Annotated in this window: 9 protein-coding genes; 1 reads left to right on the forward strand and 8 read right to left on the reverse strand. The window is 75.4% G+C overall.

From position 1 onward, the window contains the following. Positions 1-29: 29 nt before the first annotated feature. Entirely contained in the window at positions 30-710 is a 681-nt protein-coding gene (locus tag AC2RP6_RS32475; protein WP_486450531.1) for a 4'-phosphopantetheinyl transferase family protein, read from the forward strand. Here the strand turns inward: AC2RP6_RS32475 and AC2RP6_RS32480 are convergent. From AC2RP6_RS32480 to AC2RP6_RS32515, 8 genes are all read right to left on the reverse strand, one after another. After that, entirely contained in the window at positions 670-1,938 is a 1,269-nt protein-coding gene (locus tag AC2RP6_RS32480) for an MFS transporter (protein ID WP_486449401.1), read from the reverse strand. The two genes, AC2RP6_RS32475 and AC2RP6_RS32480, sit on opposite strands and share 41 nt — an antisense overlap. Next, positions 1,935-2,690, reverse strand: coding sequence for a thioesterase II family protein (locus AC2RP6_RS32485; protein WP_486449402.1), 756 nt, complete (start codon positions 2,688-2,690; stop codon positions 1,935-1,937). The genes AC2RP6_RS32480 and AC2RP6_RS32485 overlap by 4 nt, the downstream gene beginning before the upstream one ends. Then, positions 2,687-8,089, reverse strand: a complete 5,403-nt coding sequence (locus AC2RP6_RS32490; protein ID WP_486449403.1) for a type I polyketide synthase — start codon at positions 8,087-8,089, stop codon at positions 2,687-2,689. Before AC2RP6_RS32490 ends, AC2RP6_RS32485 begins: the two co-directional genes overlap by 4 nt. Further along, positions 8,086-13,197 (reverse strand): amino acid adenylation domain-containing protein, encoded by a 5,112-nt coding sequence (locus AC2RP6_RS32495; RefSeq protein ID WP_486449404.1) that lies wholly within the window; start codon positions 13,195-13,197, stop codon positions 8,086-8,088. The genes AC2RP6_RS32490 and AC2RP6_RS32495 overlap by 4 nt, the downstream gene beginning before the upstream one ends. Before the next feature lie 59 nt (positions 13,198-13,256). After that, on the reverse strand, positions 13,257-14,474 hold the full coding sequence (locus tag AC2RP6_RS32500) for a 3-deoxy-7-phosphoheptulonate synthase (RefSeq protein WP_486449405.1): 1,218 nt from the start codon (positions 14,472-14,474) through the stop codon (positions 13,257-13,259). 100 nt (positions 14,475-14,574) lie between these two features. Then, positions 14,575-15,846 carry an MFS transporter gene (locus AC2RP6_RS32505; protein WP_486449406.1) on the reverse strand — a complete coding sequence of 424 codons (1,272 nt, stop codon included), beginning with the start codon at positions 15,844-15,846 and terminating at the stop codon, positions 14,575-14,577. Continuing rightward, positions 15,843-17,216 carry an ATP-grasp domain-containing protein gene (locus tag AC2RP6_RS32510; protein WP_486449407.1) on the reverse strand — a complete coding sequence of 458 codons (1,374 nt, stop codon included), beginning with the start codon at positions 17,214-17,216 and terminating at the stop codon, positions 15,843-15,845. Before AC2RP6_RS32510 ends, AC2RP6_RS32505 begins: the two co-directional genes overlap by 4 nt. Further along, a complete protein-coding gene (locus AC2RP6_RS32515; RefSeq protein WP_486449408.1) occupies positions 17,213-18,121 on the reverse strand; it encodes an aminotransferase class IV in 909 nt (302 codons plus the stop codon). Before AC2RP6_RS32515 ends, AC2RP6_RS32510 begins: the two co-directional genes overlap by 4 nt. Position 18,122 lies beyond the last annotated feature (1 nt).

The raw sequence follows: 18,122 nt of genomic DNA on the forward strand, positions 1-18,122 counted from the left end.
AAGTGCTCGAACTGATCCTTCCGACCGCCGTGGCTTGTGCGGAGAGCTTTGCCGACGTTCCCGAATCCACGCTTCTCCCCGAGGAATTGCAAGTCCTCGGGACAGCACGCCACGAAGGGCGCCGACGGGAGTTCACGACGGTCCGGCACTGTGCCCGACGGGCCCTCGCGGACATCGGCGTACCACCCGTACCCGTACTGCCCGGCGAGCGCGGGGCGCCGGTGTGGCCGCACGGAGTGGTCGGCAGCATGACGCACAGCGCCGGGTACCGGGCGGCGGCCGTCGCCCTTCGCGAGCGCGTGCGGGCCGTCGGCATCGACGCCGAACCCCACGCCGCGCTGCCCGGGCGGACCCTGGGAGCGGTCACCCGCCCCGAGGAGCGGGAGCGGCTGGCCGCCCTCGCCGCGAACTTCCCCCCGGTGCACTGGGACCGGCTGCTGTTCTGCGCCAAGGAGGCCGTCTACAAGGCGTGGTTCCCGATGGCGCGGCGACGGCTGGGTTTCCGGGACGCCTCGGTCACCTTCGATCCGGCCGGCCGGACCTTCCGCGCCCGGATCGTGGAGGCGACGGGGGGCGGGCCGCCCGCGCCCCTCGTCTACGAGGGACGCTGGGCGGCCGCCCCGGAGCTGCTCCTGGCCGCGGTCGTCGTGCCGGCCGCCCCGGCCACCGTCAGGAATCGGCCGGATCGCGCCGTCCCGCGGAGGAGTTGAGCGGCGAGAGCAGCGCCCCCAGGCCGACCAGCAGGCGCAGCCCGCCCGCGATCGCGATGATCAGGTACATGTTGTGCCACCGCTGCTCCAGCACACCGCCCAGCACCGACGCGACCGGGATCGACATGAAGGCGATCATCCGGGTGGTCGCGACCACCCGTCCCAGCATCCGCGGGGGCACCGTGCGCTGGCGCAGGACGAACCAGCTCACCATGTTCACCGTGCCGATGCCGTAGATCAGCGCCCACAGCACGGAGATGCCCACCACGTCCCGCAGCGGGATCAGCAGGACGATCCCGGCGCCCGCCAGCACCGTCCCCGCGATGACGACCCGTCCGGGGGCGAAGCGCCGGCCCAGCCACGGGCACACCGCGGCCCCCAGCACCGCGCCCGCGCCCTGGGCGGCGAAGACCACGCCGATCAGCGCCGGCGACATCGACCGGTAGTCGCTCAGGTAGTAGACGAGGTTGGCCTGCACCAGCCAGGTGCCCAGATTGGCCAGGGCGAACAGGACCGCCCCGCTGAGCAGGGGCCGGTTGTCCCGGGTGATGTGCACCAGGGAGTCCTTCACCTCCCGCAGCAGGTCGCCGCGTACCGGCTCCGCCCCCGCCTGCGCGGCGGCCGGCGGCTTCGACCGGGCCCTGATCGCCACCAAGGCCAGGGCCGACACGGCGAACGTGCCCGCGTCGGCCCAGATCGCGCCCTCGTAGCCCACGGCCGCGATGAGCACACCGGCCACGGCGGGACCGGCCAGGCTCATCACGTTGTCGCCCATCTGCATCCAGGCGTTGGCACGTTCCAGGTCCTTGTCGGGGACCAGATCGGGCACCATCCCCTGGAACGCCGGGTAGTACAGCGGTTCCACGCACGCGAGGAGGAACGCCGCGAGGTAGACCAGCAGCACCGACGAGGACCCCGACGTCACCACCAGAGCCAGGACCCCGGCGAGCACGGTCGCCGCCAGGTCGCCCACGACCAGGATGCGCCGGCGCTCGAAGCGGTCGGCGATGACGCCTCCCGGCAGCGACAGCAGCAGCAACGGCGCGTACTCCAGGGCGTACACCACCGCCGTGTTCAGGGCCGAACCGGTCAGCTCGAACACCATCAGCGGCAGCGCCAGACGGTAGATCCAGTTGCCCAGCCCGGACACCACGAAGGCGAACAGCAGCAGCTCGTACGGTGCGCCGAGCCGCCGCTTCGCGAGCACCGCCCGGACGTCCGTGCTCATCCGGCCACCGCGCGCACCAGGCCGAGCACGGCGGTACGCCGCGGCCGGAGGTAGAAGTGGTCGCCCGGGAACATCCGCAGACCGAACGGGCCCGACAGGTGTTCCCGCCACGCCTCCAGCTGCTCCAGCGGGATCGAGTCGTCCGTGCCGCCCAGCACGGTCGCCGGAACCGGGACCGGAGCCGCCCCGGCGGGCCGGTACGTCTCGATGACCTCGTAGTCGGCCCGGAAGTACGGCAGCACCATCCCGCGCAGCTCGGGATGCGCGCGCAGCTCCGCCGGGACTCCGCCGTGGCGGCTGTCCATCACGTCCAGGAACGCCTCCTCCGGCAGGTCGTGGATGCGCCCCCGGTACGTGACCAGGCCGGGCGCGGGCCGGGCGGAGAGGAAGAGGTGCAGCGGCGCGGGCCCGCCCGCCTCCGCCAGCACCCGGGCCAGCTCGAACGCGACCAGCGCGCCGAAGCTGTGCCCGAAGAACACCATCGGCAGGTCCGTCTCCAGCTGCCCGGCCAGTTCCTCCACCAGCGGCCGCATGCGGGTGTGCGGGCGCTCGTCGACGCGCGACCCGCGGCCGGGGAGCTGGACGGCGCACACGTCGACGTCCTCGGGCAGGTAGCGGTGCCACCGCGCGAACTCGGCCGCGGAGCCGCCCGCGTGGTGGAAGCAGTACAGGCGCAGCCGTGCCCGCCCGCGGTGCTCCCCGCGGACGGACCAGCGCGGTCCCGTGCGGTGGTCGCGTACGGGCACGTTCACCGGGTCGCCTCCGTCCGGCCGCGCAGCTCGGCGGCCAGGGCCGAGATGGTCGGGAACTCGAAGAGCATGCCGATGCTCAGCTCGACGCCCAGCCGGTCCCGGACCTCCGCGATCAGACCGACGGCGCTGAGCGAGTCCCCGCCGAGGTCGAAGAAGTCCGCGCCGTGATCGACGGAGCCCATGCCGAGGGCCGCCCGCCAGGTCTCCTCCAGCATCTCGGCGATGTCCGGGGCACCCGCGCCGCCGGCGGCCGGCCCGGCTGCCGCGACGGGCACGGCCTCGGGCACCGCCGCCCGGGCGGGGGAGGGCGCCTGCGCCGGGATCGGGGCAGGGGCGGGCACCGGGTCCGGCGCCGCCGTTGCCGCCGCCAGCGGTGCCCGCGGCGTCCCGGCCGGTACCGGAGCCCCGTCGCGGTAGGGCCGTACGGTGACCTGCCGCGCCGGGCGCCCGCTCAGCACGTCGAACAACAGGGCCACGCCCTCCCCGGGCGGGATGCCGTCCGAGGAGGGCAGTCCGGCGGACTCCGCCGGGGGTCGCTCCGCAGACGGCGGACCCGCCTCGAAGGGATTGCCCCCCACCTTGCGCATCGTGAAGCCGCGCACGGAGACCGCGACCACGCCGTCGCCGTCCACCAGGTCGATGTCCGAGACGAGCACGCCGCCGTCGCCGCCGCCGCGCACGTGCCGTACGTGGCTGGTGAACTCGGCGGGCAGGTCGCGGTAGACCGTGACCGACGAGTACAACAGCGGCAGGTGGTGCGCGTCCTCGCGGCGCCGGGTGAGGGCCGTGGCGCTGTCGAGCAGCGCGGGGTGCAGCGGCCGGCCGTCGGTCTCGGCACGGAAACGCCCGTCGAGGGCGAGCGAGCCCAGCTGTTCGTCCGCGGACCGGCGCAGTCCCGTGACGTTGAGCCAGTGCGGCCCGAGTTCGGCCAGGTCCCCGGCCCCCGACGCGTCGACGGTCTCCGTCATCCGCGCGGCCACCGCCGCCAGGTCCACTTCCGGCGCGGACGGCTCGGCCGCGACACCGATCCTGCCGTCGCAGTGCACCGTGGAGCCGGTGCGGACCGAGAAGGCCCAGGTGTCGGCGCCGCGCGGTTCGAGGACGGCCCGGACCCGCTGCGCGCCGTCGACGAACAGGGGCCGGCGGAACACCACGTCACCCAGTTCCACCGGTACGCCCGCGAGCCGCGGGCACACCTCCCGGGCCGCGCGCACCACCAGGTCGAGATGGCCGGTGCCCGGCAGGACCGCCCGCCCGGCGAACCGGTGCTCGTCGAGCAGCCAGTCCTTCTCCGTCAACTCCTCCTCGTGGACCAGAGCTCCGGGGGCGCGGCTCTGCTCCGCGGTCCACGCGGAGAGCGGTTCACCGCTGCCCGGATCCACGGTGGACCGGGCGGCCATTCCGACGCTCGCCCAGCTCGGCCAGTTCACACTGACGCAGCGCTGCCGGGAGACGGCGGCGTGGGCGTCCAGGAAGGCGTTGGCCGCCGCGTAGTCGGCGCTGCCGACCAGCCCCGAGATCGAGGCGCGGCTGGAGAAGGACGTGAAGAAGTCCAGCCGCGGCCGGTCCGCGAACAGCCGTTCCAGCACGAGCGTGCCGAGCAGCTTGGGCCACAGCACGGCCCGGACCTGCTCGGGCGTACGGAAGGCGATCATGCCCTCGCCGGGCAGCCCCGCCGCGTGCAGGACCCCGTGGATCTGCCCGGCCGAGTCCTCGACGCGCCGCACCAGCGCCCGCATGGACTCCTCGTCGGTGACGTCCCCGCGTTCGGCCAGCACCCGCGCGCCGAGCCCTTCGAGAGCGGCCACCTCCTCGGCTGCGGCCTCGGTGAGGCCGGAGCGGCCGACCAGGACCAGGGTCGGCGCGAGACCGGTCTCGGCCAGCCCGCGGGCGACGGCCAGCCCGAGGCCCCCGAACCCACCGGTGATCAGGTACGTCCCGCCCGGGCGGACCGGCGGCTCGGTGGCCGGCTCGTGCGGGACCGGCACCTCCACCGGCACCCAGCGGCGGTCGCCGCGCAGCGCGACCACCGCCGGCCACTGCGGCTCCTGCACCTGCTGGGTGATCAGGTCCGCGTCCGTACCCGGCGACACGTCGAGCAGCATGCACTGCGCGCCGGACACTTCGAGCGGTACGGTCCGGGCCAGCCCCGCGAGCGCCGCCTTCGCCGGGTTGACGGGCTCGCCGCCGGACACGTCGGCGGCCTGCGCCGCGAGCAGCAGGAACCGGGCCGGAAGCCGCAGCCGGGAGTGCCGGACCACGGTCTGGACGAGGGCGTACGCACTCTCCACGCCCGCGGCGGCCTGCTCCCGGGCCGTGTCGGGGGTGGCCTCCGGCCACGGCTGCGCCGCGAGGGCGTGCACGTAGACGGCCGGCTCCTCGCCCCGGGCCAGCAGCCCGTCCAGCACGGACCGCAGGCTCTCGGGCCGGGCGGTCACCACACGGTGCCCGGCCCGGCCCAGAACGGCCGTGACGTGCCGGGCGGCGTCCGCATCCTGCGGCAGCAGCGCCAGCGCGACGCTGCTGCGGTGGCGGGGCGGCCGCGTCCCGGTGGGCAGCTCCTCCCAGCGCATCACCGACAGCGGCGAGGGCACGGGTCCGGCAGCGGCCTCCGGCGCGGGCGCGGACGGCGCCGCCGCAGGAGACGGCTCCCGCGTGCCCGTCGCCGCGGTCCGCTCCGGCTCGGGCAGGGCGGTCCCGGGTTCCTGCGGAGCCGTCGGCGCCGGCGGGCTGATCCAGTGCAGCTCGCGCTGGTACGGATAGCCCGGCAGGGAGATCCGGCGGGCCGGCCGGGCCGGGCCGACCACCTCCCAGCGCAGGTCGTGGCCCTCGGTCCACAGCGCTCCTGCCGCCGCGAGGACCGCCTCCCGGTCGCTCCCGGCGGGGCCGAGCCCGGGAACGGCCAGCGAGCCCGCACCGTGCCGGCGCGCCAGCGTGGACAGGGCGCGTCCCGGGCCGGCCTCCAGCGCCGTGAGCCGCTGTCCGTCCAGCAGCCCCGCCAGCGCCGGCCCGAACAGCACCGGAGCGGTCAACTGACCGGCCCAGAAAGTCGGGTCCACCGCCTGCTCGTCGGTCATCGGCAGGCCCGTCGCGGCCGAGACCACCGGGATCCGCGGCGCGGACAGGGACACCCCGTCGAAGGCCTCCAGGAAGCGTTCGGCGGCCGGGGCCATGGCCGGGCTGTGGAAGGCGTGCGAGGTGGCGAGGACCTTGCACTGCACGCCGTCCGCGACCAGCCGGGCCTCGACGGCGGCGATCGCCGGGGCCGGGCCCGCGAGGACGCTCTGGCGGGGGCCGTTCACCGCCGCCAGTACCACCCCGTCGACGCCGCCCAGGAACTCCCGGGCCTCCCGTTCTCCCAGCGACACCGCGAGCATCGAACCGGCGGGCATGGCCTGCATGGCCTGGGCCCGCGCGGTGACCAGCATCAGCCCGTCCTCCAGACCGGTCACGCCCGCCACCACCGCCGCGACCAGCTCGCCGACGCTGTGGCCGAGCAGCGCGACGGGGGAGACGCCCCACGCCCGCCACATCGCGGCCAGCGAGACACCGACGGACGCCAGCAGCGGCTGCGCGTACTCGGTGCGCCCCAGCAGTTCGGCGGCGTGCGGCCCGCGCCAGGCCGGTTCGAGGTCGAGGCCGAGCCCGGCCACCGTGTCGAGGCACTGGCGCATCGTCGCGGTGAACGTCGCGTCGTACCCCATCAGTCCGGCGGCCATCTCCGGTCGCTGGGAGCCCTGACCGGGGAAGAGCAGCGCGACCGGCCGGGCCGCCGCCCCCTCCGCCGGGCGGATCACGCCGCGGCCCTCCGCGTCGGAGAGCAGGCCCACCGCCTGCCGTGCCGACCCGGCCACGGCCGCCCGGCGCTCCCGGTGCGCGGTCCGGCCGCCGCGCAGCGTCGAGACGCTGTCCACGAAGCCTTCCTCGCCCTGCCAGGTGAGGTGCCGGGCGAGCCGCCTGCGGACCTCCGCCTCGGCCGGCTCCGTACGCGCCGACCAGACGAGCAGTTCGGGCCCGTCGGCCGGGGTGCCCGGCCGGGCGGCCGGCCCCTGCTCCAGCAGGACGTGCGCGTTGGTGCCGCCCACGCCGAACGAGCTGACGGCGGCGGTCCGCGGCCGCTCGCCCCCGCCCGGCCAGACGTCGCGCCGGCCCACGACCCGGAAGGGGGTCGCCCCCAGGTTCAGCTTCGGGTTGGGCTCGGTGAAGTGCACCGTGGGCACCAGCTCGCCGTGCTCCAGGCACAGGACCGTCTTGATGAGCCCGGCGACGCCGGCGGCCGGCCCGAGGTGGCCGATGTTCGACTTCACCGACCCCAGCGCCACGCTCGACGGGGTCAGCCCGCGGCCGTCGGCCAGGAACCGGTACGCCGAGGTGAGCGCCTCGATCTCGATCGAGTCGCCGATGTCCGTGCCGGTGCCGTGCGCCTCGACGTAGTCGACGTCCCCGGGCGCGAGCCCGGCCACGGTCATCGCCTCCACCACGGCCCGCGTCTGCCCGTCCACGCCCGGCGCGCTGAAACTGACCCGGTCCGCGCCGTCGTTGGTGACGGCCGAGCCGCGGATCACGGCCCGCACCGGGTCGCCGTCCGCCAGTGCGTCGGCGAGCAGCTTGAGGACGACGACACCGCCGCCGTTGCCGAACACCGTGCCGTTGGCCTTCGCGTCGAAGGGCCGGCACACGCCGTCCTGCGAGTAGATGCTGCCCGGCGCCCAGCGGTAGCCGTGCCCGTACGGCAGCTCGATCTCCGTAGCGCCCGCGAGGGCGACGTCGCACTCGCCCCCGCGCAGCGCCTCGCACGCCAGGTGCACGGCCACGAGCGAGGTGGAGCAGGCGGTGGCCACCGACAGTGCGGGCCCGGTCAGGCCCAGCCGGTAGGAGGCGGTGCTGGCGACGTAGTCGTTGTTGTTGTAGATGTCCAGGGACAGGGCGCCCGCGCGGGCCGCGAGCTCCTTGTCCGCCCGGATGTTGAACTCGGCGTACCGGTTGGAGGCGGCGCCGCCGTACACGCCGACCGTTCCGGGCACCGCGAAGGCGTCGTAGCCCGCGTCCTCCAGCGCCGCGTGCGCCAGCTCCAGGAAGAGCCGCTGCTGCGGATCGCGCATGGACGCCTCGCGCGGGGTCATCCCGAAGAACGCGGCGTCGAACCGGTCGGCGTCCTCCAGCAGCGGTACCCGGCGGACGTAGTGCGGGTCCCCGAGGTGGCGTTCCTCGACGCCCGCGGCCCGCAGCTCCTCTTCGCCGAGGGTGGTGAAGCAGTCCTCGCCCTCCGAGAGGGCCAGCCAGAACTCCTCCAGGTCCCGCGCCCCGGGAAACCTGCCGGCCATGCCGACGATCGCCACGGGTGCTGCGGTCGTCACGTCGGTCGTCGCGTCCATGTCGTGCTTCTCCGGCGGGTTCATCGCTGCGTGGTCCTCTTCTGGTCGTTCATGCGTCGGCGGACCGCACGCCGCGCGGCGGCCGTACCGGTCAGTGCGGCGCCGGCCGCCCGGGCCGGTCCGGCGTGCCGCGCGGCGGCGGGCAGTGCGGCGGCGGGCAGTGCGACATCCGGCGTGCCTGCGCCGTCGCCGCGCAGGTTCCGGGCGAGCAGCCGCGGGTTGGGAAAGCGGAACAGGTCCACGACCTCGACCGGGAGCCCCTGCGCCCGCAGCCGCTCGTGCATGCGCAGCAGCGACAGCGAGGTCAGACCTGCGTCGAAGAAGTTCGTGGCCGCGTCCAGCCGGCCGGGCGAGCCGAGCCCCTCCTCCCGTACGGCGGACCCCGCGCCGAGCTGCTCCCGCAGCGCGGCCACGATCAGGTCCTCGGTGGCCGACGGCGCGGGCCGGGCGGCCGTCGCCCGTGGCGCCAGGGCGGCCGCCGCCGCCCGGACGTCGACCTTCCCGTTGCGGTCGAGCGGGAGTTCGTCCAGGACGGCGATCCGGCCCGGCACCGCCCACGCCGGAAGCACCGCGCCCAGCTCGTGGCGCAGCTCCTCGCCGAGCGCCGGGTCGGCGCCGGGCGCCGCGACGAACGCGGTGATCTCCGTCCCGGAGACCACGACCGCGCACTGCGCCACCGCCGCGTGGGCCCGCAAAGCGGCCTCGACCTCGACCGGTTCGAGCCGGTGGCCGCCGACCGACACCTGCCGGTCGCGCCGCCCGACGAACTCGATCAGGCCGTCGGGCGTGTACCGGCCCAGGTCGCCGGTGCGGTACGCCGTCACCCCGGGCTCCCCGTACGGATCGGGCCCGAACGGCGACGGTTCCCGGACCGGGCCGGTGCCGATCGCCAGCCCGCGCCCGCGCACGAGGATCTCCCCGAGCTGCCCCACGCCCGCGCCTTCGACGACCAGCTCGCGCCACGGGCTGTGGGCCGCCAGCGGCACCCCCGCCCGGTCGCGGCGTCGGCGCACGGGATCGCCCGCCGGGTCGCGCCAGCGCAGCCAGGAGCTCAACTGCGGGGTCTCGGTGGACCCGTAGCCGTGGTGGATCTCCGCGGCCGGGGCGACCCGTCGCAGCTCCCGGGCCACCGGATCGGTGAGCAGCGCCCCGGAGAGCACGACGTGCCGCAGCCGGTCGAGCCGCCGACCCGCGCCGCGCGCCGCCGAGGCGAGCAGCTGGGCCAGGCCCGGGGTGGCGTGCACGGCGGTGATGCCGTGTTCCGCCAGGAGTTCGACGAGCGCCCCGGGCTCGGTCCCCGCGGCCGGGAGGTGGAGGGAGGCGCCACTGGTGAGGGGGACCAGCACGTCGCGCAGCACCGGGTCGTGGCCGGGCGCGGACAGCATCAGGAACCGGTCGTCGGGGCCGGTTCCGAACGCCTCGCGGTACCAGTGCAGTGCCTCGGGCAGCGCCTCGCGCGGAGCGAACACCACGCTGGGCTCCCCCGTGCTGCCCGACGTGCACAGGGCGTGCCCCCAGTCGAGGGCCGTCTGCCGAGTGTCCGGACGCGGCAGCTCCGGTCCGGTCAGCACCGGCACCGGCCAGTCGGCGCCCGCGCCGGTGAGAACGGCCTCGGCGCCGGAGCGGGCGAGCGCGGCCAGCAGCCGGCGGGCGGGCAGGGCCGCGTCCACCAGGACCACCGAGCACCCGCAGTGCCAGGCCGCGAGGAGTTCGACGACGGTCGTGGGCGACCGGTCGCCCGGCAGCAGCACGGCGCGCCCCGACCAGCCGGCCGCGCGCAGACCTTCCGAGCGGGCGACGACCCGGTCGTGCAGCTCCCCGTACGTCATCCGTCCGCCGGTGTGGGTCAGCGCGACCCGGTCGGCGTGCAGCGCGGCCGCCCGGCCGAAGGCCTCGGCCACGTCGGTGAGGGCCGGACGCGGGACCGGTCCGGCGGGCGACCGGTCGCCGCCCAGCATCCATCCGGACGGCGCCCGGCCGAGGTCGGCGGGCGCTTCCCGCAGGAGCCGGACGACCTGGCCGAGCAGGTGCCGGGCGGTCTCCGCGTCGAACACGTCGAGGGCGTGCACCAGTCGCAGCCGGTAGCCCGACCCGCCGTCCCGGTGCAGGTACAGGCCGAGGTCGAACAGGGAGCCGGTGGCGCCCGGCTCCACCGGCTCGGCCGGCACCCCGTCGAAGGAGGGGGCGGGAGCGGCGTGCGTGAGGTCGTTGAACCAGATCTGGTAGAGCGGATTGCGGCTGAGGTTGCGGGGGAGGCCCAGCGCCCGGACGATCTGCTCGAAGTCCGCGCCGGCGTGGCCGTGGGCGTCGAGCATCGTGTCGGAGACCTGGCGGACCAGGGCGGAGAAGCTCTCCGCGGACCCCACGTCGACCCGGACCGGCAAGGTGTCGATGAGGAAGCCGATCACGTCCTCGCCGGGACCCCCGTCACGCGAGGACCACGGAACGCCGACGACGACCTCGCCCTGCCCGCTCCACGAGGTGAGCACGGCGGTGAAGGCCGCGAGCACGACCGCGACGGGAGTGGCGCCGGTGCGCCGCGCCACCTCCTCCAGCAGCCGTGCGTCCGCCCCGCCGAGCGCGGAGTCGACTGCGCCGCCCTCGAAGGTGGTGACCGCCGGGCGGCGGGCCTGGAAGGGCAGTCCGTGCGTGCGCGGGGCGTCGCCCAGCCGCTCCACCCAGTACGCGAGGTCCGCCTCCCGCCGCGCCGGGTCCTCGCGTCGTGCCCGGTCCGCCAGCAGGTCGCCGAACTGCGGCGGGTCACCCGCGGGCGGGAACCCGTCGTAGGCGGCGGAGAGTTCCGCCAGGAAGAGGTCCACCGAACGCTGGTCGGCGATCGCGTGGTGCAGCACGGCGACCAGGCAGCCGGCCCCGTCCCCGCCCTGCGCGTACAGGACCCGCACCAGCGGCGCGCGGTCCACGGGCAGCGGCTCGGCGGCCGCATCCGCCGCGAGGGCCCGGCAGCGCCGCGCGGTCATCGCCCCGTCCACCACCCGGGTCTCCAGCGGCGGCTCCACCCGGTCGGCGACCGCCTGGTAGGGGCCGGACCCGTCGCTCAGGACGGCGGTGCGCAGGGACTCGTGCCGCTGCACGACGAGCCCGAGCGCCTCGCGCAGCCGGGCCGTGTCGAGGCCGTCCTCGACGCGTACCGCGGCGACCACGTTGTAGGCGCTCAGCCGCGGGTAGAGCTGTTCCATCAGCCACAGGCGGCGCTGTCCGCCGGACACGGGCGCGCGGGCCGGGTCGGGCCGCCGGGACAGGGTTGCGGATTGCGGCCCCGCTCCGGCCGCCGCTGTGGACGCCTCGGCGGCCCGTCGGCGCAGAGCGGCCAGGGTGATCCGGTCGCGGAGCAGTTCCGCGAGGGTGATCCGCAGTCCGTGGCCGCGCAGCAGTTCGCCGCGCAGGCGGACGGCGGCGAGGCTGTGGCCGCCCAGCGCGAGGAAGTCGGTGTCCTCGTCGACGGAGTCGAGCCCGAGCACCTCCGCCCACAGCCGGGCCAGCGGGTCGCCCTCCACGGCCGCCGGCCCATCGGCGCGGGGCGCGAGGAGTTCGGCGGCCCGCTGCCGCAGCAGCACCCGGTCCTGCTTGCCGCTGCGGGTCAGCGGCATGGTGTCCAGGGCGACGAAGTGCGCGGGGACGTACGCGGAGGGCAGCCGGGCGGCGACATGGGCGCGGTACTCCTCCTGCCGGTCCGGCCCGCCCGCGGCGCCGTGCGCGTCCGCGCCGTGCGGGCGGACGAACGCGACGAGGCGGGGGGTCCGTTCACCGGCGACGACCACGGCGCACTCGTCGACCCCGGGGTGCTCGCGCAGGACGCTCTCCACCTCGCCGGGCTCCACGCGCACGCCCCGGATCTTGACCTGCTCGTCGATGCGGCCGTGGTAGCGGATCTGGCCGTCCACCACGCGGACGAGGTCGCCCGTGCGGTAGACGCGGTCCGGGCCACTGCCCTCGGGGGCGGGGACGAACACCCGCTCCGTGAGATCGGGCCGGCCCAAGTAGCCGAGGGCCAACGGCGCTCCGCCGATGCACAGTTCACCGGTACCGCCCTCGGCCACGGGCAGCCCCTGCCCGTCGAGCACCAGCAGGGTGCAGTTGTCGACGGCCCGGCCGATGGGTACGTCGTCGATCAGCGAGGGGTCCTCGGGGCTGTCCCAGTAGGTGACCTCGATCGAGGCCTCCGTGGGACCGTAGAGGTTGTGCAGCCGGGCGGGCAGCGTCTTGACGCACGTCCGGGCCAGCGTGGCCGGCAGCGCCTCGCCGCTGCAGAACACGTGCCGCAGGCTGGTGCAGTCCGCGGCGTTCGGCCAGCGCAGGAACTCGTCCAGCATCGACGGCACGAAATGGCAGACCGTCACCCGGTGTTCGGTCACCGTCTTCATGATCGCGGCCGGATCGGCGTGCTCGCCGGGGGCGAGCAGGACGAGCCGCGCTCCGACGATCAGCGGCCAGTAGATCTCCCAGCCGGACACGTCGAAGGTGTACGGAGTCTTCTGCAGCACCCGGTCCTCGGCCGTCAGCCCGTAGTGGCGCTGGCCCCACAGCAGGCGGTTGGTGACGCCCCCGCTGGGCACCACGACGCCCTTGGGCGTGCCCGTGGAGCCCGAGGTGAAGATGATGTTGACGGGCTGGTCCGCGGTGACCGGAGGCAGCGGGCCCGGCACGTAGGCCGGGTCCGGACCGGCCGACAGCGGCTCCACGTCCAGCAGGGCGGTCCCGGCCGGCCCCTGCCAGCGGGCCAGCGCACCCGTGGTCCCCACCACCAGGTCCGGCCGCGCGGTGTCCAGGATCAGCGCGAGCCGCTCGGCCGACTCGTCGGTGGCCAGCGGCAGGTAGGGCAGCCCGGCCTTGAGCACGCCGAGCAGCGCGGCCACCATGTGCGGGCCGCGGTCCGCGAGCACCGCGACGGGCCGGTCCTCGGGCAGCGCCCGGCGCAGCAGTTCGGCGGCGAGACGGTCGGAGACCTCCTCCAGGCGGCGGTAGGTCCAGGTCTCCCCGGCGCCCGTGCACGCCACGGCGTCCGGGGCCCGTTCGCCCGCGGAGCGGATCAGGCCCGGGATGCCGTAGGGCGCGGGATGGTCGACGGACGGGCCGCGCAGGGCGCGGACCGTCTGGTCGGGATGTTGGTCCATCTCTGATGTTCCCCCGTTGCAGAAAAGAAAGAACCAGCTGGTGAGAAGTGGTCGGTGGGTCAGACGCGCCAGGCGGACACGGCCGCGGCGGCCTGGTCACGGTTCAGCCGGGGGTCGCACAGCGGCGCGGCCCGGCCGTCGAGCCCGGCGACGCCGTCGGCGTCGGCCACGCACTCCAGCACGTCGTCCGGCGTGGCCTCCAGATGGAGGCCCCCGGCGGTCCCGCCGGCGCACTCCACGGCCTGCCGGAAGCCGCGGACCTCGCGGACGACCTCCGCGACGAAGCGGGTCTTGCGGCCGGCCGGGGTGGTGACGGTGTTGCCGTGCATCGGGTCGCACATCCAGACCACGGGATGTCCGGCCCGGCGTACGCACTCCACCAGCGCGGGGAGGGTGCGCCGCACCGCGCCGGCCCCCTGGCGGGCGATGAGGGTGAGCCGGCCGGGCTGCCGCTGCGGGTCCAGCAGCCCGCACAGTTCCAGCAGCTCCGCCGGGGTCGTCGTCGGCCCGACCTTGCAGGCGACCGGATTGTCCACCGCGGCGAGCAGGCGTGCGTGGGCCCCGCGGGCCGAGCGGGTGCGCTCGCCGATCCAGGGCCAGTGCGTGGAGGAGAGGAAGGCCCGCCCCGACCCGTCCCCGCGGACCAGGGGCAGTTCGTAGTCCATGACCAGGGCCTCGTGACTGGTCCAGGTCGTGGCGAAGGTCCATCCGGTGTCCGGTCGCAGTGCGGCGTGCACGGAAAGGGCCGCCCGGTAGCAGGCGGTCAGCCTGCGCGGGTCGTGGACGCGGGCGGCGGCGTCCGGCTCCGGACCGTTGACCATGTGGCCGCGGAAGACCGGCAGGTCGCGGCCGCCGTGGCGTTCGGTGGGCCGGGAGCGCGGTTTGGCGTACTGGCCGGCCATGCGGCCGACCCGTACCGTCGGCCTGCCGGTGACCTCCGAGAAGGCCGTGGCGAGGGTGTCGAGCAGGCCGGTTCTGGCCGCCACGGCCTCGGGCGTGCTGTCCGCCGGGTTCTCGGCGCAGTCCCCGGCCTGCAGGATGTTCAGCTCGCCCCGGGCGGCCCCGGCGACGAGGAGGGCGAAGTCGTGAACGTCGCCCGGGCCGACGAGCCCCGGCGCGCCGCGCAGTTCCCGGACGGCCGCGGGCAGGTCCTCGTGAGCGGCCCAGTCGGGCTGTTGCAGGGCGGGCAGTGCGGCGATGTGGTCGAGGGCGTCGGCCGGATACGGTTCCCCGCCGTACCAGCCCGGTTTGTCGACTAGCGATATGCCGTTCGGCATGGTGGTCCCCCTGGTTGTGGTGCTCGTGGTGCTCGTGATGCCGGTGGTGTTTCTGGTGCCCGTGGTGACGTCCGGTGCGGTGCCGGAGCGGTGGCCGGGGTCATGCGGCCACCTCTCCCGCCGGCAACTGCGGTGGCGCGGCCGGTTTCACGGTCAGACGGCGCACGCTGGAGCTGCACAGGGCGAAGCCGGTGGCCGCGACGACGAGCACGGCGCCGGTGACGAGCGTGGTGTCGATGCCCGCGTGCAGCGCGATCGGGCCCGCGGCCACCTCCCCGACCGGGATGGCCACGAAGGAGCCGAGCGCGTCGTAGGAGTAGACCCGCGCGAGCCGCTCCTGCGGAATGTTCTCCTGGAGGGACACGTCCCAGGCGACGGCCAGTTGTTCCAGCGCCACCCCGTTGATGAACATCGCCGCGGCCAGCAGGGCGACGTGCGAGGTCGTCCCGAGGGCGAGCAGCGGCACCGCCTCGACCGCGCCGACGGCCGCGCCGATCCGCAGGGCGTGCCGCGGCCGGGTGCGGGCCGCGAGGAAGCCGCCCGCGAACGCGCCGGCCGTCTGCGCGGCGAGCAGCAGCCCCCACGTCGTCCGCCCGAAGGACCGGTCGGCGATGGTCGGTCCGAGGACCTGGAGCCCGCCGGCCACCACCGCGTTGATGACCAGGAACTGGAGCACGACCACCCACACCCAGGTGTGGGCGGTGAACTCCTTCCAGCCCTCGCGCAGTTCGGTCAGCGGTCGGGCCGGCCCGGTCGGCGTCGCGGGCGTCCCCGCCGCCCGCAGACCGGCGAAGCACAGCCCCGCCAGCAGGAACACCGCCGCGTTGACGGCGATGCCCCAGCCCGGCCCGGCGACGCCCACGACGATGCCACCCGTCGAGGCGCCCAGGACCATGCCCGCGTTGACGGCCATCCGGACGACCGCGTTGGCCGGGCGGATCATCTCGTGCGGCACCGTCTGCGGTACGAGAGCGGCCGCCGCTGGCAGCGACACCGCGGACACCATGCCGTTGACGACGCTGATGACGACCAGCACCGGGATCGAGGCGAAGCCGAACAGCACGCTCGCCGCGATCACGGCCTGGGCCAGTCCGGCCGCCACGCTCGACCCCTGCAGCACCAGCCTGCGCGGCAGCCGGTCGGCGATCACCCCGCCGAACAGCAGCAGCGCCACATTGGCCACCGACCGGGCCCCCACCACGATGCCGAGGTCGATCAGCGACCCGGTCAGGTCGAGCACCGCGAAGGAGAGCACGATCGGTGCCATGGCGTTGGCGAAGTACGTGGCCATGCGGCCGCCCGCGAGGCAGCGGAAGTTCCGCTGCCGCAGCGGGTCCAGCAGGGTGGGGGCGCGGGTCCCTTCGGCGTTCACCGCCGGACCGTCGGACTCTCCACGACCAGCACGCTGTTGGAGGCAGCGCCCTGGTGCGTGTTGATGAGGTCGCCCGCCCGGGGGCTGCCGTGCCGGACGTAGATCCCGGAGAGCCCGCGGCCGTACATCATCGGGCCCAGGACGCAGGGGACGGCTGCGCTGCGGATCTCCCCGGTGGTCCCGTGCGCGAACTCGAAGGTGACCAGGTCGGCCTCCACCACCCGCTGGAGGACGTGGTCGGACCGCCGGGCCGCCCCCAGGACCAGCTCCCGCCACTCCTCCTGCCCCACCGAGCGGCCCAGGGTCACCCCGGCACCGCCGTAGCCGTCCCCGGGCTTGAGCACCAGCGCCGTCCGGTCCTCGGCCAGGGCCCCCGCCCCGGCGATCACCGTCCGCGGCACGTGCCGGCGTACGAACTCCCGGTCGTCCGGACCGAGCAGGCCGAGGTCCTCCCAGAGCCAGGCCAGCACCCGCTTGTCGCTGACCGGGCTGGTCGCCTCGGGCGTGTACATCCGGGCCGTGCCCGCCCGCAGGGCCGCGCCCAGGGCGTCGAGCCCCGCACCGGCCTGCTCGACGGGCAGGAAGAGCCGGAAGACCCCGTCCGCGACGTGCTCGCCGGCCCGCAGCCGCTGCCCGTCGTCGAGGGCCAGCCCGTCCAGCGGGTACCCGATCACGGTGATGCCGTGCGCCGCGCCCCGCTCCGCCATGGGGGCGAGGAAGGAGACGAAGTCGTCGAGGTCCGCGAGGTGGTCGAGGCCGTCCTCGCGGAAGACGGGCACGACGAGGCAGCCGCCCCGGGCCAGGCCGAGGAAGGAGACCAGCTCGGTGAAGAACGCGTCGACCGCGGACGGCGGGGTGCGCAGCGCGAACCCGGACGGGTCCTCGCCGGCGGGCACCGGGCCCGCGTAGACCTCCTGGAACTGCCCGGCGATGAGATCGGCCTCGATGGCACCGCCGATCGCTCCGTCGATGTTCAGCTCGACGACCTTGGGGACGCCCCGCTCGACCATCACGTCGGCGCGCACCGAGGTCAGCAGGCGCTCGGTGAGCGGCTCGGCCGGGTCGAGCAGCGGGAACTGGCTCCGGGGCATGGAGAGCGCCTCCAGCAGCTCTCCGGCCGTCGACACCCGGCGCCGGCAGGCTTCCAGCACCAACCCCGCCGCCCGGTCGGCGACGGCGCCGACCAGCGCGTACGCGTCGGCGTCGAGGATGAGGGGGCGGGTGGGGCACCAGGAGTCCTGACGGCGGGGCACACCGGCGTGCGCCCGCCGCCAGTGCGCCCGGCCGAGGGCGTCGATCCGGCCCCGCACCTCCTCGGGGAGGGTGTCGTACCGGTCGACCACGGGTGCGGCGCCGCGCGTGTCGCTCATGGGCGGGCCGCCCACCGCTCGTGGCCGGGCAGCAGGCCCAGCTCGGCCTGCCGGTAGGCGCGGACGACCTCGGCGACCACGGCGTCGTCCGGGTCGAAGACGATGTCGTCCACGCATTCCACGGGGCGTACCCCGCCCGCGGTGCTGGCCACGCACAGCGCGTCGAAGTCCGACAGGTCGGCCGGGGCCAGCGGGCGGCGGTCCACCTCGTACCCGAGGCCGCCCGCGATCTCGATCACGGAGGCCACGGTGATCCCGTCGAGCGCGGCGGGGGAGTCGGGCACCAGCAGCGTGCGGCCGCGCACGCCGAAGACGTTCTGCACGGTGCACTCGGCGACGTGGCCCGTGTCGTCCAGCAGCAGGGCGTCGTCGTAGCCGCGCTGCCGCGCGTCCATCCAGGCGACCCGGGATCCCAGGTAGCCGGCGGACACCTTCGCCTTGGTCGGGAAGGCGTGCGGACTGAGCCGGGCGACCGGCGACAGGGTCAGCCGCGGTCGCTGCGCGCGGATCACCGAGTCGAAGGACGAGACGTCGAAGGCCAGGACCGCCACCTGGGCCTCGGCGCCGGGCGCCGCCAGGCCCAGCACCCCGTCGCCGAGGAAGGCGAGGGGGCGCAGGTAGGCCCGGCGCAGGCCGTTGGCGGTCAGCGTCTCGTGGCAGGCGGCGGCCAGCTCGGCGGGGGACTGCGCGAGGGAGATCCCCACCAGGCGGCACGACGCGGCGAACCGGGTCATGTGCTCCTCCAGCCGGAAGACGTGGTGGCCGCCCTCCTCGGAGGGGAAGGCGGAGACGCCCTCGAAGACGCAGAGCCCGTAGTGGAGGCTGTGGTTGGCGAGCGTCAGGGCGGTGTCCCCGGCGGGTACCACGCGACCCTGCCACCACATGAGCTTCGCTGGTTCGTTCATC

Source organism: Streptomyces sp. WAC03905, assembly GCF_057371075.1.

Bases quoted from the DNA above. Each gene is read 5' to 3' on its own strand.
- AC2RP6_RS32480 (WP_486449401.1), bottom strand. From the start codon at position 1,938: ATGAGCACGGACGTCCGGGCGGTGCTCGCGAAGCGGCGGCTCGGCGCA.
- AC2RP6_RS32490 (WP_486449403.1), bottom strand. From the start codon at position 8,089: ATGAACCCGCCGGAGAAGCACGACATGGACGCGACGACCGACGTGACG.
- AC2RP6_RS32495 (WP_486449404.1), bottom strand. From the start codon at position 13,197: ATGGACCAACATCCCGACCAGACGGTCCGCGCCCTGCGCGGCCCGTCC.
- AC2RP6_RS32500 (WP_486449405.1), bottom strand. From the start codon at position 14,474: ATGCCGAACGGCATATCGCTAGTCGACAAACCGGGCTGGTACGGCGGG.
- AC2RP6_RS32510 (WP_486449407.1), bottom strand. From the start codon at position 17,216: ATGAGCGACACGCGCGGCGCCGCACCCGTGGTCGACCGGTACGACACC.
- AC2RP6_RS32515 (WP_486449408.1), bottom strand. From the start codon at position 18,121: ATGAACGAACCAGCGAAGCTCATGTGGTGGCAGGGTCGCGTGGTACCC.